17 protein-coding genes are annotated in these 20,026 nt (G+C 68.4%); 6 read left to right on the forward strand and 11 right to left on the reverse strand.

What is annotated here, in order from left to right; all coding sequences use genetic code 11:
• Nucleotides 1-163: 163 nt before the first annotated feature.
• Entirely contained in the window at nt 164-2,101 is a 1,938-nt protein-coding gene (locus L880_RS34330; RefSeq protein WP_051443157.1) for an ABC transporter permease subunit, read from the reverse strand.
• Nucleotides 2,098-3,147, reverse strand: a complete 1,050-nt coding sequence (locus L880_RS0108000; protein ID WP_051443167.1) for an amino acid ABC transporter substrate-binding protein — start codon at nt 3,145-3,147, stop codon at nt 2,098-2,100. The genes L880_RS34330 and L880_RS0108000 overlap by 4 nt, the downstream gene beginning before the upstream one ends.
• A 168-nt stretch (nt 3,148-3,315) precedes the next feature.
• Here L880_RS0108000 and L880_RS0108005 point away from each other — a divergent pair, with 168 nt between their 5' ends.
• Nucleotides 3,316-4,515 (forward strand): aminotransferase class V-fold PLP-dependent enzyme, encoded by a 1,200-nt coding sequence (locus tag L880_RS0108005; protein WP_027475233.1) that lies wholly within the window; start codon nt 3,316-3,318, stop codon nt 4,513-4,515.
• Between the two features lie 24 nt (nt 4,516-4,539).
• Here the strand turns inward: L880_RS0108005 and L880_RS0108010 are convergent, their stop codons facing one another.
• From L880_RS0108010 to L880_RS0108035, 6 genes are all read right to left on the reverse strand, one after another.
• Nucleotides 4,540-5,403: an ABC transporter ATP-binding protein gene (locus L880_RS0108010; RefSeq protein WP_084461132.1), complete on the reverse strand. Its 864-nt coding sequence runs from the start codon at nt 5,401-5,403 to the stop codon at nt 4,540-4,542.
• Nucleotides 5,397-6,482 (reverse strand): ABC transporter permease, encoded by a 1,086-nt coding sequence (locus L880_RS0108015; protein WP_043328851.1) that lies wholly within the window; start codon nt 6,480-6,482, stop codon nt 5,397-5,399. The genes L880_RS0108010 and L880_RS0108015 overlap by 7 nt, the downstream gene beginning before the upstream one ends.
• Nucleotides 6,483-6,508: 26 nt before the next feature.
• Complete coding sequence (locus tag L880_RS0108020) at nt 6,509-7,579, reverse strand: ABC transporter substrate-binding protein (RefSeq protein WP_051443158.1); 1,071 nt, start codon at nt 7,577-7,579, stop codon at nt 6,509-6,511.
• Nucleotides 7,580-7,876: 297 nt separating this feature from the next.
• The gene (locus tag L880_RS0108025; protein ID WP_027475236.1) at nt 7,877-9,280 is read right to left on the reverse strand and encodes an LLM class flavin-dependent oxidoreductase; all 1,404 of its coding nucleotides are present in this window, start codon (nt 9,278-9,280) and stop codon (nt 7,877-7,879) included.
• 53 nt (nt 9,281-9,333) lie between these two features.
• Nucleotides 9,334-10,617 carry an acyl-CoA dehydrogenase family protein gene (locus tag L880_RS31980; RefSeq protein ID WP_245615021.1) on the reverse strand — a complete coding sequence of 428 codons (1,284 nt, stop codon included), beginning with the start codon at nt 10,615-10,617 and terminating at the stop codon, nt 9,334-9,336.
• A 51-nt stretch (nt 10,618-10,668) separates the two neighbouring features.
• On the reverse strand, nt 10,669-11,910 hold the full coding sequence (locus L880_RS0108035) for an acyl-CoA dehydrogenase family protein (RefSeq protein ID WP_211245291.1): 1,242 nt from the start codon (nt 11,908-11,910) through the stop codon (nt 10,669-10,671).
• A gap of 306 nt (nt 11,911-12,216) precedes the next feature.
• Between L880_RS0108035 and L880_RS0108040 the strand changes: the two genes are divergently transcribed.
• The 5 genes from L880_RS0108040 (at nt 12,217) to L880_RS0108060 (ending at nt 16,539) form a co-directional block, all read left to right on the forward strand.
• Complete coding sequence (locus tag L880_RS0108040) at nt 12,217-13,218, forward strand: TauD/TfdA dioxygenase family protein (RefSeq protein ID WP_245615022.1); 1,002 nt, start codon at nt 12,217-12,219, stop codon at nt 13,216-13,218.
• A gap of 159 nt (nt 13,219-13,377) precedes the next feature.
• The gene (locus tag L880_RS0108045; protein ID WP_027475239.1) at nt 13,378-14,202 is read left to right on the forward strand and encodes a MetQ/NlpA family ABC transporter substrate-binding protein; all 825 of its coding nucleotides are present in this window, start codon (nt 13,378-13,380) and stop codon (nt 14,200-14,202) included.
• Complete coding sequence (locus L880_RS0108050; protein WP_027475240.1) at nt 14,199-15,365, forward strand: methionine ABC transporter ATP-binding protein; 1,167 nt, start codon at nt 14,199-14,201, stop codon at nt 15,363-15,365. The genes L880_RS0108045 and L880_RS0108050 overlap by 4 nt, the downstream gene beginning before the upstream one ends.
• Nucleotides 15,346-16,011 (forward strand): methionine ABC transporter permease, encoded by a 666-nt coding sequence (locus L880_RS0108055; RefSeq protein WP_043328853.1) that lies wholly within the window; start codon nt 15,346-15,348, stop codon nt 16,009-16,011. The genes L880_RS0108050 and L880_RS0108055 overlap by 20 nt, the downstream gene beginning before the upstream one ends.
• Entirely contained in the window at nt 16,012-16,539 is a 528-nt protein-coding gene (locus L880_RS0108060) for a P-loop nucleotide/nucleoside kinase family protein (RefSeq protein ID WP_027475242.1), read from the forward strand.
• Between the two features lie 32 nt (nt 16,540-16,571).
• Here L880_RS0108060 and L880_RS0108065 read toward each other — a convergent pair whose 3' ends face one another.
• Genes L880_RS0108065 through L880_RS0108075 form a run of 3 tightly spaced genes read right to left on the reverse strand, consistent with a single transcriptional unit; the run spans nt 16,572 to nt 19,821 of the window.
• On the reverse strand, nt 16,572-17,786 hold the full coding sequence (locus L880_RS0108065; protein WP_027475243.1) for an acyl-CoA dehydrogenase family protein: 1,215 nt from the start codon (nt 17,784-17,786) through the stop codon (nt 16,572-16,574).
• Between the two features lie 51 nt (nt 17,787-17,837).
• Nucleotides 17,838-18,791 (reverse strand): ABC transporter substrate-binding protein, encoded by a 954-nt coding sequence (locus L880_RS0108070; RefSeq protein WP_019572986.1) that lies wholly within the window; start codon nt 18,789-18,791, stop codon nt 17,838-17,840.
• Between the two features lie 37 nt (nt 18,792-18,828).
• On the reverse strand, nt 18,829-19,821 hold the full coding sequence (locus L880_RS0108075; protein ID WP_027475244.1) for an aliphatic sulfonate ABC transporter substrate-binding protein: 993 nt from the start codon (nt 19,819-19,821) through the stop codon (nt 18,829-18,831).
• Nucleotides 19,822-20,026: the final 205 nt, after the last annotated feature.

The raw sequence follows: 20,026 nt of genomic DNA on the forward strand, positions 1-20,026 counted from the left end.
TCGTTTGCCTTGAATGTCTGATTCTGGCAACGGATTCTGCATAGGCAATGAATGGCTGACGTTGGCCGTTCCCAGACATCCGATCAGGCAGAAACACCACCACATCTCCAGCACCTGAACGAGTACTAGGTACGGCGTAACGAGCACTACTGCACGCGCGCCCTCACCCCGCCCCCACATCCCGCGCCAACCGCCGCGCCAGGGCCGACAACGGGCAGCACAGCAGCAGATAGAGCACCGCCACCGCGCCATACACCTCCAGGTCGTGGGCGCGCCAGCCGGTGTCGGCCAGCACGGCCTTGGCGGCGTGCAGCACGTCGAACAGGCCGATGACCATGACCAGCGAGGTGTCCTTCACCGCGCCCACAAACACGCCCAGGGCGGCCGGGGCCGCCAGGCGGCGGGCCTGGGGCCAGACGATGCTGGCAAAGGCCTGGCGCGGGCGCAGGCCCAGGGCCAGGGCCGTCTGCCACTGGCTGGCCGGCAGGGCCTGCAGGGCGCCACGCAGCACTTCGGCCAGTTGGGCGGCGGTGTGCAACACCAACACCGCCAGCGCCCACCAGAACTTGTTCGAGCCACTGGCTTCCGGCCACAGCAGGGGGCCCCAGAACGACACCAGCAGCAACTGCACCACCAGGGGCATGGCGCGTGGGCCTTCGATCAAGGCCAGGGCCAGCACACGGGCTGGGCCACGCCCGCCACGCCTGGCCCAGGCCAGCAGGCCCGCCAGCGGCAGGGCCAGCAGCAGGGCCGCTTCGGCCAGAAACAGGGTGACCAGCAGGCCGCCCCAGTCGCCCGTGGGAAGGGGCTGGCCGCCCGGCCACAGCCCGCACAGCAAAGCCGCGATCAGTGCGGCCAGGGTGGCACTGCCCCAGGCCCGTGCGCGCCAGCCCAGCTGCGGGCTGGGCAGCACCCACAGTGCCGCCAGCCCCAACAGGCCGGCACAGGCCAGTGCGGCCTGCAGGCGCCGGGGCGCCGGCACCGTGCCCCACAGCAACAAGGGGTGGTTGGCGTCCAGCACGGCCCAGCAGGCCGCACTGACACCTTCGCAGGCGCTGGCAGGCCCGCTCCACACGGCGCCCCACACTGCCCACTGCACGCCCAGCACCAGGCCGCAGGCCAGGCCCAGCAACACACCGGCGTTGAGCAGCGCCTGCAGCGGCCGCCCCCACAGCGCATGGGCGCTCAGCGGCAGCGGCCCGTCCAGCTGGCTCAGGCGGGCCATGCTGCCGGCCAGCCAGCCGTGCCGGTTGGCGCGCTGGTTGTGCCAGGCCACGGTGGCGGCCAGCAGGCCGCTCAGGCCCAGGTAGAAGATGGCAGCCAGCGACATGCCCTCCAGGGCGCGGCCGGTCTGGGTGATGGTGGTGTTCAGGATGGCCATCAGGTCCTGGTAGCCGATGGCCAGCGCCAGCGTGCTGTTTTTCAGCAGGGCCAGGCATTGGTTGGCATAGGGTGGCCAGGCGCTGCGCAGGGCCAGCGGCAGCACCACGCAGCGCGCCACCGTGGCGGGGCGCATGCCCAGGGCGCGAGCGGCCTGCACCGGCCCCAGGGGCACCGACAGCACGGCCGAACGCACGATGTCCGACAGGTAGGTGGCATGGAACACTGCCAGGCCCCACACCAGGGCGGCCAGTTCGGGGCTGAGCAACCAGCCCCCGCTCAGGCCCAGGCCTTGCAGCCGGGGCCACTCCAGCACCAGGCCCCAGTCGCTGCCCTCGGCCAGGTGCAGCGCGGGCACCGCCAGCCCGCGGTTGGACAACCACAGGCCCGGCAAGGGGTGCCAGGCCTCACGCAGCGGCGGCAACTTCAACAGCAGCGAGTACCAAAGAAAAAGCTGCAGCAACACCGGGGTGTTGCGCAGCAGTTCCACCAGGCCATCCAGCAGGCGGCGCACCAGGGGCTGGCGCCACAGCCGGGCCAGGCCCAGCACGGTGCCCCCCAGGGTGGCGCCCACACCGGCCAGCAACAGCACGGTCAGCGTGTTGAGCAGGCCGGCCGCGATCAGCCAGGCAAACGAGTCATCGGCCGATACCGCCAGCCAGCTCTCGGCGATCTGAAAGCCGGCCCGTTGGCCCAAATAGCCGAAATCAGGCCCACTCATTGAAAGGGCGGCGCATACAGCAGGCCCCCCTTGTTCCATAGCGCGTTCAGGCCGCGCTCCAGTTTCAGCGGGGTCTTGGGGCCCACGTTGCGATCCCAGATCTCGCCGTAGTTGCCCACCGCCTTGAGCACGTTGTAGGCCCAGCGTTCATCCAGTTGAAAGCTCTTGCCGATGCCGGGGTCCACGCCCAGCAGGCGTCGCACCTGTGGGTCTTTGCTGGTCAGAAAGCTGTCCACATTCGCCGAGCTGATGCCCAGCTCTTCGGCCGCCACCACGGCGTGCACCGTCCAGCGCACGATGTCGATCCAGTTGGTGTCGCTGTCGCGCACCCAGGGTGCCAGCGGCGACTTGTTCACGCGCTCTGGCAGGATCACGTAGTCGTCGGGGTTGCCGGCCCGGGCCGAGCGGCTGGCGGCCAGGGTGGAGGCGTCCGACAGGTAGACATCGCAGCGGCCGCTGTAAAAGGCTTTTTCCAGCTCGACCAGGTTCTCGATCACCACCGAGCGGTACTTGAGCTTGTGCGTGCTGAACCAGTCCACCAGGTTCTGCTCATTGTTGGTGCCTGGCTGCACGCAGACCTGGGCCCCGTCGAGCTGGCGCGCCGAGCTCACGCCCAACTTTTTGGGCACCATGAAGCCCTGGCCGTCGTAGAACACGATGGCCGCCGCCGTCACGCCCAGGCCGGCATCGCGCCCCGAGGTGACCGTGGTGTTGCGGTTGAGCACGTCGATCTCGCCCGACTGCAGGGCCGGAAAGCGCTGCTGCGAGCTCAGGGGCACATAGCGCACCTTGTCAGGGTTGCCCAGCACGGCGGCTGCCAGGGCGCGGCAAAAGTCCACGTCCAGCCCGCTCCAGCGCCCCTGGCCATCGGCCAGCGACAGGCCGGCCGAGCCCTGGCTCACGCCACAGACCAGTTGGCCGCGTTTGCGGATCGTGTCCACCGTGGTGCCGGCCTGGGCCGGGGCAGCGGCCAGGGCACTCAGGCCGAGGGCCGACAAGACAAGCAGCGACTGGCGCCAGCGCACCAGGACAGAACGAACAGACATGGGGGGCATCCTTGGGTTGAGGCCGTCAGCATCGCGCCCGCGCCCGTGTGCGCCTACGAATCGTTTTGAATACCGGCAGAAGAAAAACATCCTTGCGACCGCCCGCCGGTGCGAAAGAATCGGCACCCACCCCTCCCCGCCTGCCCCCTCACCACGGAGCCGCCCGACATGGACTGGCACACACGCTTTCGCGCCTACTTTCCCCTGGCCCTGCAAAAGGCCTATGCCTGCCAGGCCTACAGCAGCCCCATGTCGCCCGAGGTGAGCCAGGCCGTGGCGGTGTTCTTTGACCGCTTGACGCATGGGCGCTCCGACAAGCCCGAGTGGCTGGCGGCGGCGCAAAGCGTACGCCGACAGGTGGCCCAGCTCATCCATGCCGAAGCCGGCCAGATCGCCTTCACCAAGAACACCACCGAGGGCCTGAACCTGGTGGCCCAGGGCTACCCCTGGCAGCCTGGCGACAACCTGGTGATCGACGACCAGGAGCACCCTGTCAACGTGGTGCCCTGGCTCAACCTGCGCCACCGCGGTGTGGAGGTGCGCGTCGCTGCCACCGTTGACCACCGCATCACGGTGGACGCCCTCTGGCAGCGGGTGGATGCGCGCACCCGCATCGTGGCGGTGTCGCACGCGCAGTACGGCACCGGCTTTCGCATCGACCTGCAGGCCTTGGGCGAGCGCTGCCGCAACGCCGGCATCGCCCTGGTGGTGGATGGCATCCAGACCGTGGGGCTGCTGCCGGTGGATGTGCAGACCTGGGGCATCAGCGCGCTGGCCTGCGGCGCCTACAAGGCCTTGCACGGGCCGCTGGGCCTGGGTTTTGTGTATGTGGCACCCGCGCTGCTGGAGCGCCTGCACCCAACCCACCTGGGCGCCTCGGCCGTCAACCAGGTGGACCGCAGCGTGCCGGGCTGGGCCCTGCGCTGCAGCGACCTGCACGATGCACGCAGGCTCGAAGGCGGCAACATCAACTACCCGGCCATCTATGGCCTGGCGCGTGCCCTGCTGCTGATCGAAGAGGCCCGGGTGGATCGCCTGGCACCCTGGACATTGGGCCTGGCCCGGCGTCTGGACGCGGGCCTGCGGCAACAGGGCTACCAGCTGCTGTCGTCCAGGCTGCCGGGTGAAGACAGCCACATCGTGTGCCTGCGCCACGAGCTGGCCTATGCGCTGCGCAAGTACCTGTACTCGCAGCGTGTGATGTGCAACCTGCTCGACAGCGGCGCGCTTCGCTTCTCGCTGGGGGGCTACAACACCGAGGCCGACGTGGACCTGATCCTGGCCGTCACCGGGCGCTTTGCCCGTGACCCCGGCCTGCGCCGGCTGCTGCAGCAGCCCGTGTCCAGCACCCCCTACCCTGCGCCCTGATGCGCTCGGGTTGGGGCGCCTGGCTCACCAGGTGGCGTCCAGCCCCAGGTGGTGCAGGGCCTGGTGGCGCAAGTCCGCCAGGTAGGGGTCGCCCCGGTGGCGCGGGTAGGGGCGGTCCACCACCAGCTCGGCCTGGATGCGGGCGGGGCGGTCGCTGAACACCACCACGCGCTGGGCCAGAAACAAGGCCTCTTCCACGTCGTGGGTCACCAGCAGGGCCGAAAAGCCTTTGCGTTGCCACAGGTTGATCAGCTCGCTTTGCATCTGCAGCCGCGTCAGCGAGTCGAGCTTGCCCAGGGGCTCGTCCAGGACCAGCAGTTCGGGGTCATTGACCAGGGCGCGGGCCAGTGCCACGCGCTGGGCCATGCCACCCGACAGTTGATGCGGGTAAGAGCGGGCAAACGCCGACAGGCCCACCAGGCGCAAGGCCTCATCCACCCGCTCGCCCTGCTGGGCCAGCAGACCGCGGGCCTGCGGCCCCAGGGCCACGTTGTCGCGCACGCGGCGCCAGGGGAACAGCGTGGGGTCCTGGAACACCACGATGCGCGACGGGTCGGGCCGGGTGATGGGGGCACCGTCTTGCGTGATGTCGCCCGAGGCAGCCGGCTCCAGCCCGGCCACCAGGCGCAGCAGCGTGGATTTGCCGCAGCCGCTGGGCCCCAGCAGGGCCACAAACTCGCCGGGCTCGACCGTCAGGTTCACGTGGTCCAGCACCGGCAGCAGGCCGCCGGGCGTCTCGAAGGCATGGCTGACATCGCGGATGTCAATGCGCGAGCCCACGCCACGCACGGCCTGGGCAGCAGGCTGGGAAGCCTGGGGGGCCGGAGCCTCTGAGGCGGGCTGGGGGACGCGGCGCAAGGTCGGTCGGAGGGAGGCGAGGCTTACCATTTCACGGTTCCTTTCTGCCAGGACAGCACACGGTCCCGCAAGGTGAACAACAAGGTGATCAGGCCCGAGCACAGCACGGCCATCACCAACAAGGCGGCAAACATGTTCGAGTACGCGGCCCAGCCCTGCGCCCACTGCAGGTACCAGCCCAGGCCGGCTTTCACGCCCATCATCTCGGCCGTGACCAGCACGGTGAACGAGGCGCCCAGACCCATGAACAGGCCCACAAAGACCTGCGGCAGGGCGGCCGGGATGGCCACCCGCCAAACCAGGAACAGGTTCGAGGCCCCCAGCGTGCGCGCCACGTCGTAATACGACTTGTTGACCGAGGCCACGCCCGACCAGGTCAGCACCGCCACCGGGAAGAAGGTGGCCAGCGCCACCAGGAACACCGCGGCGGCATAGCTCGAAGGCGCAAGAAAGAACGCGATCGGCAGCAGCGCCGACGAGGGCACAGGCCCCAGAAAGCGCAGCACGGGGTGCACCCAGTAGTTCACCTCACGCGACCAGCCGATGGCCACGCCAGTGATGAAACCCACCAGCGCCCCCAACAACAGGCCGTTGAGCAGCAACCGCGCCGAATGCAGCACCGACAGGCCCAGGCGGCTCCAGTCTTCGGCAAACACCTCGACCAGGCTTTGCGGTGGGGCGAAGAAGGGCCCGGGCAGCACGGTCAGCTTGGCCGTCAGCACCTGCCACACCAGCAGCAGCACCGGCAAGGCCACCAGCCAGCGCCCGCTCAGGCGCAGGCCGTCGCGCAACTGTGGCAGCCGAGCCAGCCCTCCATACGACAAGGCCAGGGCCAGGATGACCCCGCCCACGGCCACATTGGCCAGCCCGAACTCTTCGGTGAAGGCCCAGTCGGTGAAACCCGCCACCTGGTTGGGCCAGAAGCGCACCAGCAGGCCTTCGATGATCCAGGCCGCCGCGGCCAGAAAGCCGGTGCGCCAGAAGCGAGCCGACGCCGGCCCGGGTGCCGCCGCCTGCACCGGCGCCGACGCCTCGGGGGCCACCGGTTCGCGCGGGGCTTCGTCCAGATCCGCTGCCGGGAGCGGCAGCACCTTCAATGCTTGACTCATGGTTGGGTCCTCCTTTTGAAGCGGCCTCAGGCCAGCACGTCCACGGTCAGGAAGTTGGCGAAGCGCGCCGGGTCGGTCGACTTCTTGAGCACGCCCACGTTCTTCAGGTCGGCGGCGTATTGCTCGATCTCGTTGCGCAGCGCCACGCCCTGCGGGTGGTGGCGGTAATCCAGCTGGGCCGTCAGGATGCTGCGGATGTCCGCGGCCGTCACCTTTTGCGGCAGGTAGCTCAGGGCCACCTTGGCGGCCTCGCCCGGGTTCTCGGCGATGAACAGGGCCGCCTGGGTCAGCGAGCGCACCACCGCGGCCACCTGGGGCCGGTTCTCGCGCACCAGGGCGCCCCGCGCGGCGATCAGGCAGCACAGGCGGTCCTTGAAGTCACCGGTCAGGATGCTGGCGATCTCGCGAAACTGGCCTGGGTTGCGCCGCTCGATCAGGAACAGGTTGGGGTCGGCATCGACGATCAGGTTGATCTCGCCCTTTTCGAAGGCCACGTCCAGCGTGTCGGGCGGGTAGGTCTTCCACTCCACCTCGGTGTCGGGGTTGATGCCCTTGCGCGCCAGGTAGGTGGACATGAACTGCCGGCCAAAGCCATTGGGCTGGCCCACACCGATCACCGCGCCCTTGAGCTTGTCGACCGAACTCAGCTTGGAGTCTTGCCCCGACAGCACGCGGATGCAGCCCGCGTGCGCCGCGCCCACCACCTTCACATCAAAGCCCGACTCCAGCGGCTTGAGCCAGGTGTGGATCAGGCCCAGCGACACATCGGCCTTGCCGGTGGCCAGCGACTCCAGCACCTGGTCGCTGGAGCCGGCAAAGTTGATCACGTCCACATCGACCTGGTTTTTCTCGAAAAAGCCGCGGTCACGGGCCACCACCACGGGCAGCAGGCACAGGGCCGTGCCGCTCCACGACAGGGTGAGCTTCTTGCCTCCGGCAGCGCGCACCCAGGGCGCCCCCATCAGGGCGACACCGCTCAGGCCGCCTGCGGCCAGGGTGCCCAGGGCACGGCGTCGGCTCCAGGCCGGCGATGAAGCCAGCGATGAGGCCGGGCTTGAAGCAGGGTTTGAAGACAACTGGGGATCCAACACAGACATGGCAATTCCTCGGATTGGCCCACAAGGGCCTGAACAGGGAAAGCCGGCCCGCCGGGCTCAAGGGTGTCGAGCCCGGCGCGTCGACCAGGACAAAGCCCACTGTAGAAATCACGGGTTGCGAGGAGAAGCTCTAAAAAGGCGGATGGATATCTGCTAAATGTTGATAAATATCAACACATGGACAACAGGGGATGAAAACCCAGATCGGCTCCAAAAACAGCAACGCCCCGCGTCAACGACCGGGGCGTGGGGCGGCCTGCCGCCCTGCGGCAGCGGCGCAGTGCCAAGGAGAGGGCTTCAGGCCAAGGCGGCTTCGCTGTCGGCCTGGGCGCTGGCCGGCTCCACCCGGTGGCGGAACTGGGCCGCGGCGTGGTGATCGGGCAGGCGGTCGCCCCGGCCGAACAGCTTGTGGCGCAGCGTGCCCTCGGTGTAGGCCGTCTTGTAAATGCCGCGGTTCTGCAGCTCGGGCACCACGTGGTCCACAAAATCGACAAAGCTCTCGGGCACCACGGTGCGGCTGAGGTTGAAGCCGTCCACGCCGGTCTCATCCACCCAGGCCTGCAAGGCATCGGCCACTTGCGCAGCATCGCCCACCAGGGCCGGGTGGCGGCCCCCCAGCTGGTACTGCTGCAGCAGCTGGCGGCGCGTCCAGCCCTTTTGCCGCGCAGCCGCCGCGGCCGACTGGATCGACTGGGTGGGCGGGCTGAAGTCGATGGGCTCGTCCAGGTCGTAGTGCGACAGGTCCAGGCCCAGGCTGGCCGCAAAGTGGGCCAGGCCGGCTTCGGGGCTGGCGTAGCGAACGTAGTCGGCGTGCTTCTCTTGGGCTTCGGCGGTGGTGGCGCCGGTCACCGCCGTCACGCCCAGCACGATCTTGAGGTCTTCGGGGCGCCGCCCGGCGCGCACGGCGGCCTCGCGCAGCGACTGCACCGACTGGCGCACCTGGGCCTTGTCGCCCCCTGAGACAAACACCGCCTCGGCATGGCGGGCGGCAAACAGCTGGCCGCGCCCCGAGGTACCGGCCTGGAACAGCACCGGCGTGCGCTGGGGCGAGGGCTCGCTGAGGTGGTAGCCCTCCACCTGGTAATAGCGGCCCTGGTGGCGCACCTTGTGCACGCGGGCCGGGTCGGCAAACACGCGGGCCGCCTTGTCGCGGCGCACGGCGCCGTCCTCCCAGCTGCCTTCGAGCAGCTTGTAGAGCACCTCAAGAAACTCATCGGCCCGGTCATAGCGCTCGTCGTGCGCGATCTGGTTCGGCAGGCCCAAGGCGCGGGCGGCGCTGTCGAGGTAGCCGGTGACGATGTTCCAGCCAAAGCGCCCCTGGGTCAGTTGGTCCAGGGTCGAGAAGCGCCGGGCCAACAGGTAGGGCAGCTCCGACAGCGGGTTCACCGTGACGCCAAAACCCAGGTGCCGGGTGTGGGCCGCCATGGCCGACACCAGCAACAGCGGGTCGTTCACGGGCAGCTGCACCGACTCGCGCAGCGTCACGTCCACATTGCCCTGGTAGACGTCGTACACGCCCAGGATGTCGGCGATGAACAGGCCATCGAACAGGCCACGCTCCAGCGTGCGGGCCAGATCGGTCCAGTACGACAAGGTGTTGTACTCGGTGGATCGATCCCGTGGGTGGGCCCACAGTCCGTGTTGGATGTGGCCCACGCAGTTCATGTTGAAGGCGTTGAGCAGCAGTTGTTTATTGGCCATGAGGGCTTCGTCAATCGGTGGAGTGTGAATGGGTTGGCGCCAGGGCAGTGGCCTCAGGCGGCCACGGCAAGGTCGGCGGCTTCTGGCGCCAGTGGCACGGCCACGGGGGCCCGGGCAGCGTGAACCGGCGGTTCAGCCGCTTCAATGGGCACGGGGTGATCGGCATGCCAGTGGCTGATGGCCGACTTGGCCAGCGAGGCCACCACGGTGTCCTCTTGCGGTGGGTTGAACTGGGCACACTGCACGTCGCGCAGGTAGCGCTCCAGCGGCAGATCGCGCGACAGCGAATGCCCGCCGACGATGGCCATGGCCAACTCCACCACGCGCAAGGCATTGCGGCTGACGGTGACTTTGGTGATGGCCACCTCGTCGCCAAACTCGGCTTGCAGGTGCGGGTGACGCTCCCAGCGCTCGACCAGGCCATACAGCAGGGTCTTGCTGGCGCCCAGCAGCAGTTCGATCTCGCCCAGGCGCTGCTGCACCTGGGGCGCTTCGAGCACCGACTTGCCCAGGCTCTGGGCGTGGTAGCGGTCGGCAAAGCCCAGCGCAAAGTCGCGCGCCGCGCGGGCCACGCCCAGGTAGACGGCCGACAGTTGCAGGCCATAGGCCCGGCTGGCCACAGTGAACGAGCCCACCTGACCCAGCTCGATGTAGCTCAGCAGGGCTTCGGGCGGCAGGTGCACCTGGTCAAATTCGATGTCGTGGCTGCCGGTGCTGCGCATGCCCAGGGTGTTCCAGTTCTCGATCACGCGCACGCCCTCGGTGCGTGGCACCAGAAACTCGGCCACCCGGCCTTCGTCTTCCACCCAGGCGTAGACGATCATCTTCTGCAGCCGGGGGGCCGACGAGCAAAAGGCCTTGCGCCCGCTCAGCACATAGCCGCTCTCGACGCGGCGCGCCACTGTGCCGGGGCGGGCCCCGCGCAGCAGGTTGCCGGCTTCGCGCTCGGTGACCAGCACATTGATCAGCTGCCCGCGCTGCACCGCATCGGCCGCCAGGCTGGCCAGCGCCTCAGGCTGCCAGCGCAGGGTGTGGCCCAGGTAGCCGAACACCATCAGGTGCCAGCCCAGCGCCAAGGCGGTGGAACCGCTGCCGCGCGCCAGCCGCTCCTGAAAAATCAGGGTTTCGTACAGCGAGTAGCCCTCGCCACCGTGGGCTTGCGGCACGGTCAGGCGCAGCGCACCGCGCGCGGTCAGGGTGTCGAAATGGTCGTGCGGGAAGCTGCCCGCCGAATCGTGCTGGGCCGCCGTCTTGGCGATTTCGGCCGCCAGCTCGTCGGCGTAGGCAGCAATGGCGTGGTCACGCGGGTTGCGCAAGGTGACATCGACACGGGGCATGGGCATCTCCAGAAGGCCAGGCAGGTCTGGCCGGGTCATGACAGAGGGTCTTCAGAACAGGCCCGAGGCCGGCGGCGGGGCATCCTTGAGCTGCCAGGCCCCCACCACCGCAGCCTTCCAGTGGCGCGGGTTGTGGTTGCTCACGGTGCGGGCATTGCGCCAGTGGCGATCCAGGTTGTGCCGGCGCGAGGTGGTGGAGGCGCCCCCCACATCAAACAGCAGCTCGGCCGCCTTGAGGGCCGACTCCGAGGCCAGGTACTGGGCCTGGGCCACGTCGATCGAAGCATGGATGATGGCGTCCTGATCCAGGCCCGCGGCCCAGGCGGCGTCGATGCGCTCGGCGGCGCGCAGCACCACGGCCTCGGCGGCCAGGGCTCGGGCCGAGATCTCGCCCACCGACAGCTCCACATAGGGGTCGTCCACCGAGCGGCTGGCCGAGCTGTGCTTGATCGGGCGAGCGTGCAGCCGGGCGAAGGCCACGGCGTCATGCAAGGCATTGCGGGCAATGCCGGCCAGCACCGCGCCCAGAAACAGCTGGGCCAACGGAGTGACGACGGTGCGCCGCCCTTCGGCCAGGCCGCCCGTGGGGTGGGGCACGATGTCGGCCGCCTCCACCCGCACATCGTTCAGCCGGGTGGTGCCGCTGGCGGTCAGGCGCTGGCCCATGGCATCGAAGTCATCGAGCAGCTCCAGGCCTTCGCGGTGGCGCGGCAGCACAAAACGGACCTCTTTGTCCTGCTCGTCGAGGGCCACGGTGCTGATCCAGTCGGCATACAGACCGCCGGTGCTGTAGTACTTGCTGCCCTTGACGCGGAAGTGATCGCCCTCGCGGCGCAGCCGGGTGGCGATGGCGCCATTGGCGCCGCCAATCTCCCAGCCCGCGTTGGCAATGAAGTCACCGCGCAGGCAGCGCGGCCACCAGCGCTGGCGCACCGCCTCATCGGGACCGGCCAGCAACCCTTCAACAAACAGAAAGCCCGGGCGCAGGGCCTGGGCCACGTTGGAGTCTGCCGCTGCGATGTCGATCACCAGCTCGATCAGCTCGCGCACCGAGCCGCCCGGGCCGCCATCGCGCACGGGAATGCGCAGCGTCAGCAAGCCGGCCGCCACCAGCGAGCGCACCTGCTCGTGCGGCAACACACGGTCTCGCTCACGCGCCTCGGCCCCTTCGCGCACGGCCGGCAACAGCGCAGCCACCCGGCGCTTCAGCTCGGCCAGATCGGGCGCCTTGGCAGCAGGCGGCACAGGGGATTGCGTTGGGACGGGCGCGTCGGCCAGCAGGGTCTCGGACATCGGCTTCTTTCAGGTCAGGGGGCAAGGCACAGTCAAGGCGCGCTCAGGGGGAAGGTCCCGCGGCGCGCCGTGGCCTGATGCTAGGGCGGTGCCCCCGCCAGGGCCACGATCAAAACTGCATGGCAACAGACTCAAAACTTTCGGTCATGAGCTCATGCACGCCCCGCCTCGCCGCCCCAGGGCCTGCACATATGGATAGATGAATTTCGGGCTACGCGTCAGAGGAGGCCCGCCGCAGAATTTTCGAGGCCGCCTGCAGGCGGTTCTTCGCCCAGGCCCAGCCCCAGCTCCAACAGGAACCCGCCCATGAACGATGTCACCCTGCCCCCAGACCTGCGCCCCGAGGCAACGCAAGCTCCACCCGCACGGCCCCATGCAAGCGGGTTTGACCCGGCCCACCAGGTGCACCCGCAGTCGGCCCACACGGGCGCCCTGATCACCGGGGTGGACCTGCGCCAGCCCTTGTCGCCGGCCGAAGTGGCGGGCATCGGGGCCGCCTTGCGGCGGTGGAAGGTGGTGTTCTTCCATGACCAGCCGCTGAGCCACGAACAGCACATTGCACTGGCCCGCCAGTTCGGCGCGCCCACCATCGGCCACCCGGTGTTCGGCCACGTGGCCGGTTACCCCGAGGTGTACTCGATCGCCAAGCACCGCCAGGCCAACCGCTTTGTGGGCAGCAGCGAACTGCGCCCCTGGAGCGGCTGGCACACCGACGTGACGGCCGCGATCAACCCGCCGGCCGCCTCCTTGCTGCGGGGCGTGGTGATCCCCCCCTATGGTGGCGACACCCAGTGGACCAATCTGGTGGCGGCCTACCAGGCGTTGTCAGCCCCGTTGCGTGGCTTCGTGGACACCTTGCGCGGGCGTCATCTTTTCAGCGCCCCACCGGGCGCCCAGGCCACCGAAGAGTACCAGCGTCTGGTGGGCGAGGCACGCCTGGTCAGCGAGCATCCGCTGGTCCGGGTGCACCCCGAGACCGGCGAGCGCGCCTTGTTCGTGAGCCCCTCGTTCCTCAAGCAGGTGGTGGGCCTGAGCCCGCGCGAGAGTCGCGTGCTGCTGGAGTTGCTGTGGGAGCACGTGGTGCGCCCCGAATTCACCATGCGCTTCAAATGGCAGCCCGGCAGCCTCGCCTTCTGGGACAACCGGGCCACGGCCCATGTGGCGCCCACCGACATCTTCGACCTGGACTTTGACCGCCAGCTCTACCGCATCACGCTCGAAGGCGAGGTGCCGGTGGGGGTGGACGGCCAGCCCTCGCGCGCTCTCGAAGGCCACCCACTGCTGGCCCACCACGCCGGCAATCAATGAGGGCCTGGGTGGCGGCCGGGCGGGCTCTGCGACGTTTCACGTCTATGCAAATTTGAAATGCTTGTTTGATCGCACGGCCTTGCTTTGTTCGAATGCGCGCGTCGGGACCACAAGCGCAAGCCGTCCCTCGTCCAAAACCCATCACCATCGACCCACACCATGAAAACATCCACCCACCGATTGGCCACTGCCGCACTCGCCCTGAGTGCCTGGCTGTGCAGCACCCTGGCCCTGGCCGCTCCGCTGAAGATCGGCGTCACCCCCGGTGCCCTGGCCGATTCGATCGAAGTCGCCGCAGGCGAGGCCCGGCAAAAGGGCCTGGACGTCAAGGTCATCGAGTTCACCGACTGGACGACGCCCAACACCGCGCTCGCCTCGGGTGACCTCGACATCAACTACTTCCAGCACCAGGCCTTTCTGGACAACGCGATCAAGGAATCCGGCTACAAGTTCAGCAGCGTGGGCCTGGGCGTGCTGAACAACCTGGCCCTGTTTTCCAAGAAGGTCAAGCGCTTCGATGACCTCAAGGAGGGCGCCCGCATCGCGGTGGCCAGCGACCCGGTCAACCAGGGCCGTGGCCTGCTGCTGCTCGAGAAGGCAGGCCTGATCAAGCTGCGCCCGGGCACCGGCTGGCGCGGCACCTTGAACGACGTGGTCGGCAACCCGAAGAAGTTCAAGTTCGTCGAGGTGGAGGGCCCCCAGCTGGTGCGCGCGATCGATGACGTGGACCTGGCCCAGGGCTACCCCTCGCACTTTGTGAATGCGGGTCAGGCCGAGCTGGCCAGCAATGCCCTGCTCTACTCCGACAAGGACGATGTTTACTTCGCGATCCGCTTCGTGACGCGCAATGACAACGCCAATGACCCCCGTGTGAAGCAGTTCGTGAAGCTGTACCAGGATTCACCGGCTGTGCGCGCCCGCATCCTCAAATCCTATGGGGGTGACAGCAAGCTGTTCGTGCTGCCCTGGGTCGGCAAGCCATGAGCGCCGTGCTGCGGCAGGCGGAGACGGACCGCCTGGCGGCCCCCCAACTCGTTCCCGATCCCACGCCGGCCCCTGAGTCACCGCCATTGGCCAGCGGCTCGGTGCGTTTCGAGCAGGTCAGCAAGCGCTACCCCGGTGCTGCAGCGGGTCACGACGCCCTGCAAGGCATCGATGTGCACATCGAGCCGGGGCGGATCTTCGGCATCATCGGGCGCAGCGGCGCCGGCAAATCCAGCCTGCTGCGCACCATCAACCGGCTCGAGTCGGTGAGCGCCGGACGGGTGCTGGTCGATGGCGAGGACATCGGCCGGTTCAACGAGCGTCAGCTGCTGGGCCTGCGCCGACGCATCGGCATGGTGTTCCAGCATTTCAATCTGCTGTCGGCCAAGACGGTCTGGCAGAACGTGGCCCTGCCTCTGAAAGTGGCCGGCCTGCCGGCCGCCGAGATCCGGCAACGGGTGGACGAGTTGCTGGCGCTGGTGGGGCTGAGCGACAAGCGCGATGTGTACCCCTCGCGCCTGTCGGGCGGACAGAAGCAGCGCGTGGGCATTGCCCGCGCACTGGTGCATCGCCCCGAGATCCTGCTGTGCGACGAAGCCACCTCGGCGCTCGACCCGGAGAGCACCCAGGCCATCCTGGGCCTGCTGCGCGACATCCATCGCCAGCTCGGCCTGACCATCGTGCTGATCACCCACGAAATGGCCGTGATCCGAGAGATCTGCCATGAAGTGCTGGTGCTGGAGCAAGGCCGGCCGGTCGAGCAAGGCCCGGTCTGGCAGGTGTTCGGCGCCCCGCGCCATGAAGCCACCCAGGCCCTGCTGGCCCCGCTGGCCCAGGGCCTGCCCCACGAGTTGCAGCAGCGCCTGCGCCTCAAGCCTCCGGCGACGACGGACACCCCGACGGGTGCCGCACCTCGCTTAGAGCGCCTGATCGAATTGAGCTACACCGGCGAGACCGATCTGCTGCCCGACTGGCAACAGCTGGCCCACGTGCTGCAAGGCGCGCCGCGTCTGCTGCACGGCGGCATCGAACAGCTGCAAGGCCACGCCCACGGGCGCCTGGTGCTGGCCGTCGAGGGCATCGGCCCCGGCGCCCAGGCCGTTCTGAAACACCGACTGAGCCACCAAGCCAAGGACCTGGGCTATGTTGAATCCCATCTCTGACATCGTGATCGAGCGCCTGCTGCAGGGGCTGGCGGACACCTTGACCATGGTCGGCATCTCCGCAGGTCTGGCCTTGTTGCTGGGACTGCCGCTGGCGGTGTTCCTGGTGCTGTCGGCCCCGGGCGCCCTGCTGGCCTCGCCACGCCTGAACCGGCTGCTGGGCAGCCTGGTCAACGGCTTCCGGGCCACGCCCTTCATCATCTTGCTGGTCGCGCTGATTCCGTTCACCCGCTGGGTGACGGGCACCACCATCGGCGTGTGGGCCGCCGTGGTGCCCCTGACCATCAGTGCCACGCCCTTTTTTGCACGCATCGCCGAAGTGGGGCTCAACGAAGTCGACAAAGGCCTGATCGAAGCGGCCCAGGCCATGGGCTGTGGGCGCTGGCACATCATCTGGCACGTGTTGCTGCCCGAGGCACTGCCCAGCATCGTGGCGGGCTTCACCATCACCGTGGTCTCGATGATCGGCGCCTCGGCCATGGCCGGCGCGGTGGGGGCCGGCGGGCTCGGTGACATCGCCATCCGCTACGGCTACCAGCGCTTCGACACCCAGGTGATGGTGCTGGTGATCGTGCTGCTGATCGCGCTGGTGTGCAGCGTGCAGTGGGTCGGTGACCGCTGGGCACGCCACCTGCGCAGTCGCTGAATGGGCCGCCCCGTCCTGATCGTGGTCGGGGGCTTGCCCGGTGTTGGCAAGACCACCATCGCCCGCGAACTGTTGCGGCGCAGCCCGGGCCCCTACCTGCGCATCGACACCATCGAACAAGCCCTGCTGCGCGCCGATCCCGGCAGGTCGGTGGGTGCGGCCGGCTACGCGGTGGCCTATGCGCTGGCCAGCAGCCACCTCGAGCTCGGGCTGCGCGTGGTGGTCGACGGCGTGAATCCGCTGGCCATCACCCGCGAGAGCTGGCAGGCCGTGGCGGCCCAGGCCCAGGCCCGGATGCTGGAGGTGGAGGTGATCTGCCCGGATGCAGCAGAGCATCGGCGCCGGGTGGAAAGCCGCGAGCCCGACATCCCTCAGCAGGTGCTGCCCGACTGGGCTGCAGTGCTTGGGCACGCCTACGAGCGATGGGAGCGCCCCCGGCTGGCGATCGACAGTGCCCGCCTCAGCCCGGCCGAGGCCGCCGAGCGCGTGCTGGAGGCGGCAGCCCGGCTGGCCGCCTCAGACCCCTGACCGCCTGACCGCCCCCGAGGGCGGCCGCGGCCTCAGGCCTTGCCGATGCGGTAGAAGGCCGGCGGGGCCTCGCCTTTGACAGCGTAGCTGCCCACGGCCCGTTCGCGGTACACGCGGGGGTTGTGCGAGGAGATGGTGCGGGCGTTGCGCCAGTAACGGTCCAGGCCCTCGGTGCGACGGGCCGCCGAAGCGCCCAGGGCGTCGAACAGCTCGGTACTGGCGTCGAGCACCAACTGGGTCACGACCGACACCGACTGGTCGACCTCGACATTGGCCAGCACGGTGGCCTGGGCCTTGGCCTCGGCACCCGTGGCGTCGTACACGCGCTGCAATGCGGCGGCGGCCTGCAGCACGATGGCACCGGCCCCGTAGGCCGCGCTGCGCACACGACCCACCACCTGAAGGATCTGCGGATCGTCCGACACCCGGCTGGCATTGCCATGGCTGTAGATGCGCTGGCGTTCGCGCACGCGCTGGGCCACATCGTCGGCCAGGGCGCGGCCGATGCCGGCCAGCGTGGCCAGGTGCACCAGTTGGTAGTAGCCCGTGCTGTAAGAGAAGCGCTCCAGGCTGGGATTGACCCACTCGGGCTCGATGGCCACCGCCCTGAAGCGGGCCGTGCCACTACCGGTGAGGGCCTGGCCAAAGCCGTCCCAGTCGTCCAACACCTCCACACCGGCGCCACGGCGTGGCACCAGCACCAGGATGGATTCCTCGCGGTCGTTGGCCACAGCGGTGTTGATCCAGTCGCCGAACAGCGAACCGGTGGTGTAGAACTTCTCGCCCTCCAGGCGCAGGCCCTCGGGGGTCTGGCGCAGGCGGGTCGAAAAGCTGCCCACCTTGGCGTCGCCCGCCTCCGAGAAGCCCGAGCCGACCAAGTCGCCGGCCGCCACACGGGCCAGCCAACGCTGACGCCAGGCCGGGTCGGCGGCGTTGAGCACGTCTTCGGTGAAGCCCTGGTGGGCGCGCACGGCATTGACCACGTTCGAGTCGGCAGCACCCAGTTCGATCAGCAAGCCGAACAGCTCGGGCAGCGTGGCGCCCAGGCCGCCCAGCTCTTGCGGCAAGCGCAGCTTGGTGAAACCTGCCTCACGCAGCCAATGCAGTTCTTCGTGCGGCAGGCGCCGCTGCAGATCACGCTCGACGGCCCCCGCACGAATGCGTTCGAAGACAGGGCGAAAGCGCGCGGCCAGGGCTTCGTACTGCGGGCTGGGGGCGCCGCCCCAGGCGGATTGGACTTGGGTCATGGTGATCCTTGCGGTGTGATGTGCGTTGGAGGGAGCGGCCGGTGGCTGCGTTCAGGGGTTCAGGGCCGCACTGAACGAGGTGTCGATCACCTTGCGGGTGTCGAGCGCGGCGGGCAGCACCTCGACCTTGCGCAGAAAATCGGCCGTGCCTTGGATGTCCTTGGCGGCCTGTGCGTCCACCGGGCCCACGGTGAGCTTGGCCTGGCGCAGCCAGTGGCGCGACACCTCGCGGTCGAGGTTGGCGCGTTGCGCCCAGGCGTCGGCATAGCTGTCGGTGTTGGCGTCCACCCAGGCACGGGCCTTTTTGAGGCGTTGCAGAAAATCGGCGATGGCGGAGCGCTTGGCCTCAATCGAGGGTGCATAGGCCGCGATGGTGCTGAGCGCCGGGATCACGCCCTCGGCAGTGAACAGCACCCTGGCGCCCGATTGCACGATCTGCTGCGATACATAGGGCTCCCAAACCGGGAAGGCATCGATGCTGCCCCCAGGCAGGGCGGTGGCCGCATCCAGCGGCATCAGCTTGACGAATTGCACGTGGTCGGCGGGCAGCCCGGCCTTGTCGAGCGCACCGAGGGTGAGTTGCTGGCTCCAGGCACCGGGCCAGTAGGCCACCTTCTTGCCCTTGAGGTCGGCAATGGTCTTGGCGGTGGAGTTCTTGGGCACCAGCAGGGCCACCGTCTTGGGGTTTTGGCGCGTCACGCCGATGAGGCGCACATTGCTGCTCTTGGAGGCCAGGAACAGAAAGCCCGAGTCGCCCAGAAAGCCGATGTCGATGGCACCGGCATTGAGGGCCTCAGACAGCGGAGCCGCAGCCTGAAAGCCGGCCCACTCCACGGTGTAGGGCGCGCCCTCCAGGGCCTTGGACAATTCAACCGAGGCACGGATGTTGTAGTAGTTCTGATCGCCCACCTTGAGGACGACCTGATCGGCCGCATACGAGGAGGCGACCCACAGAAGACCTGCCAGCAGGGCAGGCAGACGACGACGGAGCTTGGAGATACGCATGGGTGTTTTTTGCAATGGGTTCGGTGGGTCTGTTGTTTCAACGCAGGCCCGGGTTGCGCCAGACGATGTCGGTGACATTGATCTTGCGGGGGATGATGCCCAGCGCCTGGAAGGTGTCGGCCAGCTGCTGTTGCTGCGCGATCTGTGTTTCGCCCACCGGGCCCAGCGAGAACTCCGAGCGCCCGAACACCGACACCCAGATCTTGGCGTCGATGCCCGAAGCCTCGGCCGCCACCGCAGCCAGCTCCTCGGGGTTGCGGCCCGCCTTGACCGTGACCTTGCCGATCTCATCGAGCACCGCGGCCAGCACCGCGGGATGCTTGTTGGCAAAGTCGCGGTTGGCCATGTAGTACGAGGAACTGGTCAGGCGTTTGTCGCTGGTGTCGGCCAGCACGCGGGCGCCATAGCGCTGCTCGGCAATGGCGTAGTAAGGGTCCCACACGGTCCAGGCGTCGATGTTGCCGCCATTGAAGGCGGCGGTGGCATCGGCCGGGGCCAGGAACACGGGTTCGATGTCTCTCAGCGTGAGGCCCACGGTGGCCAGCGCCTTGATCGTCACGTTGTGGGCGCTCGACCCCTTGCCAAAGGCCACCTTCTTGCCTTTGAGCTCGGCCAGGGTCTTGATCGGCGAGTTGCGCGGCACCAGCACGGCATGGGGTGGCGAGAGCGTGGCCGCGGCATACACCAGGTTCGAGCCACCCGCCTGGGCAAAAATGGGCGGGGTGTCTCCCACCGATCCGGCGTCAATGGCACCCGCCCCCAGGGCCTCCAGCATGGGCGGGCCGAACTGAAACTCGACCCATTTCACCGACTCGACCCCCAAGGCCTTGAGCCGCTGCTCGATCACACCCTGCTTGCGTGCCAGCACCTGGATGGCCGAGCCCTTTTGCCAACCCAGTCGCACCTCCTTGGGCAAGGTGGCGCTGGGGGTCTGCGCCTCGGCGGAAGTGGCAGCGCCCCACAGCAGAGGGCTGGCGGTGGCGGCCAGGGTGGCGGCGAAATGTCGGCGGTTCAGGGACTTGAGCGTCATGGCGGGGTTCGTCTGTGGATGTCAGCAAAGGCGCCAGCGTAGGCAGCCGCCAGCGCGGTGTCGAATGACATTCCTGCCAAACCTTATGCAAAACCAGACTAAGCGCCATAGACGGAGCGCGCATGTCGATGTGACGAATGCGTCCTTGGGCCCATGCGCCTGCGGTGTTGGAATCAGCCGCTTCCTTTCACCTGCCCCTGGCCTG

It is taken from the genome of Curvibacter gracilis ATCC BAA-807 (assembly GCF_000518645.1).
Classification (GTDB): domain Bacteria; phylum Pseudomonadota; class Gammaproteobacteria; order Burkholderiales; family Burkholderiaceae_C; genus Curvibacter; species Curvibacter gracilis.

What these genes read in the sequence shown, in the direction of transcription:
- L880_RS34330 (WP_051443157.1), bottom strand. Translation starts at nt 2,101, where the DNA reads ATGAGTGGGCCTGATTTCGGCTATTTGGGCCAACGGGCCGGCTTTCAG.
- L880_RS0108000 (WP_051443167.1), bottom strand. Translation starts at nt 3,147, where the DNA reads ATGTCTGTTCGTTCTGTCCTGGTGCGCTGGCGCCAGTCGCTGCTTGTC.
- L880_RS0108005 (WP_027475233.1), top strand. Translation starts at nt 3,316, where the DNA reads ATGGACTGGCACACACGCTTTCGCGCCTACTTTCCCCTGGCCCTGCAA.
- L880_RS0108010 (WP_084461132.1), bottom strand. Translation starts at nt 5,403, where the DNA reads ATGGTAAGCCTCGCCTCCCTCCGACCGACCTTGCGCCGCGTCCCCCAG.
- L880_RS0108015 (WP_043328851.1), bottom strand. Translation starts at nt 6,482, where the DNA reads ATGAGTCAAGCATTGAAGGTGCTGCCGCTCCCGGCAGCGGATCTGGAC.
- L880_RS0108020 (WP_051443158.1), bottom strand. Translation starts at nt 7,579, where the DNA reads ATGTCTGTGTTGGATCCCCAGTTGTCTTCAAACCCTGCTTCAAGCCCG.
- L880_RS0108025 (WP_027475236.1), bottom strand. Translation starts at nt 9,280, where the DNA reads ATGGCCAATAAACAACTGCTGCTCAACGCCTTCAACATGAACTGCGTG.
- L880_RS31980 (WP_245615021.1), bottom strand. Translation starts at nt 10,617, where the DNA reads ATGCCCCGTGTCGATGTCACCTTGCGCAACCCGCGTGACCACGCCATT.
- L880_RS0108035 (WP_211245291.1), bottom strand. Translation starts at nt 11,910, where the DNA reads ATGTCCGAGACCCTGCTGGCCGACGCGCCCGTCCCAACGCAATCCCCT.
- L880_RS0108040 (WP_245615022.1), top strand. Translation starts at nt 12,217, where the DNA reads ATGAACGATGTCACCCTGCCCCCAGACCTGCGCCCCGAGGCAACGCAA.
- L880_RS0108045 (WP_027475239.1), top strand. Translation starts at nt 13,378, where the DNA reads ATGAAAACATCCACCCACCGATTGGCCACTGCCGCACTCGCCCTGAGT.
- L880_RS0108050 (WP_027475240.1), top strand. Translation starts at nt 14,199, where the DNA reads ATGAGCGCCGTGCTGCGGCAGGCGGAGACGGACCGCCTGGCGGCCCCC.
- L880_RS0108055 (WP_043328853.1), top strand. Translation starts at nt 15,346, where the DNA reads ATGTTGAATCCCATCTCTGACATCGTGATCGAGCGCCTGCTGCAGGGG.
- L880_RS0108060 (WP_027475242.1), top strand. Translation starts at nt 16,012, where the DNA reads ATGGGCCGCCCCGTCCTGATCGTGGTCGGGGGCTTGCCCGGTGTTGGC.
- L880_RS0108065 (WP_027475243.1), bottom strand. Translation starts at nt 17,786, where the DNA reads ATGACCCAAGTCCAATCCGCCTGGGGCGGCGCCCCCAGCCCGCAGTAC.
- L880_RS0108070 (WP_019572986.1), bottom strand. Translation starts at nt 18,791, where the DNA reads ATGCGTATCTCCAAGCTCCGTCGTCGTCTGCCTGCCCTGCTGGCAGGT.
- L880_RS0108075 (WP_027475244.1), bottom strand. Translation starts at nt 19,821, where the DNA reads ATGACGCTCAAGTCCCTGAACCGCCGACATTTCGCCGCCACCCTGGCC.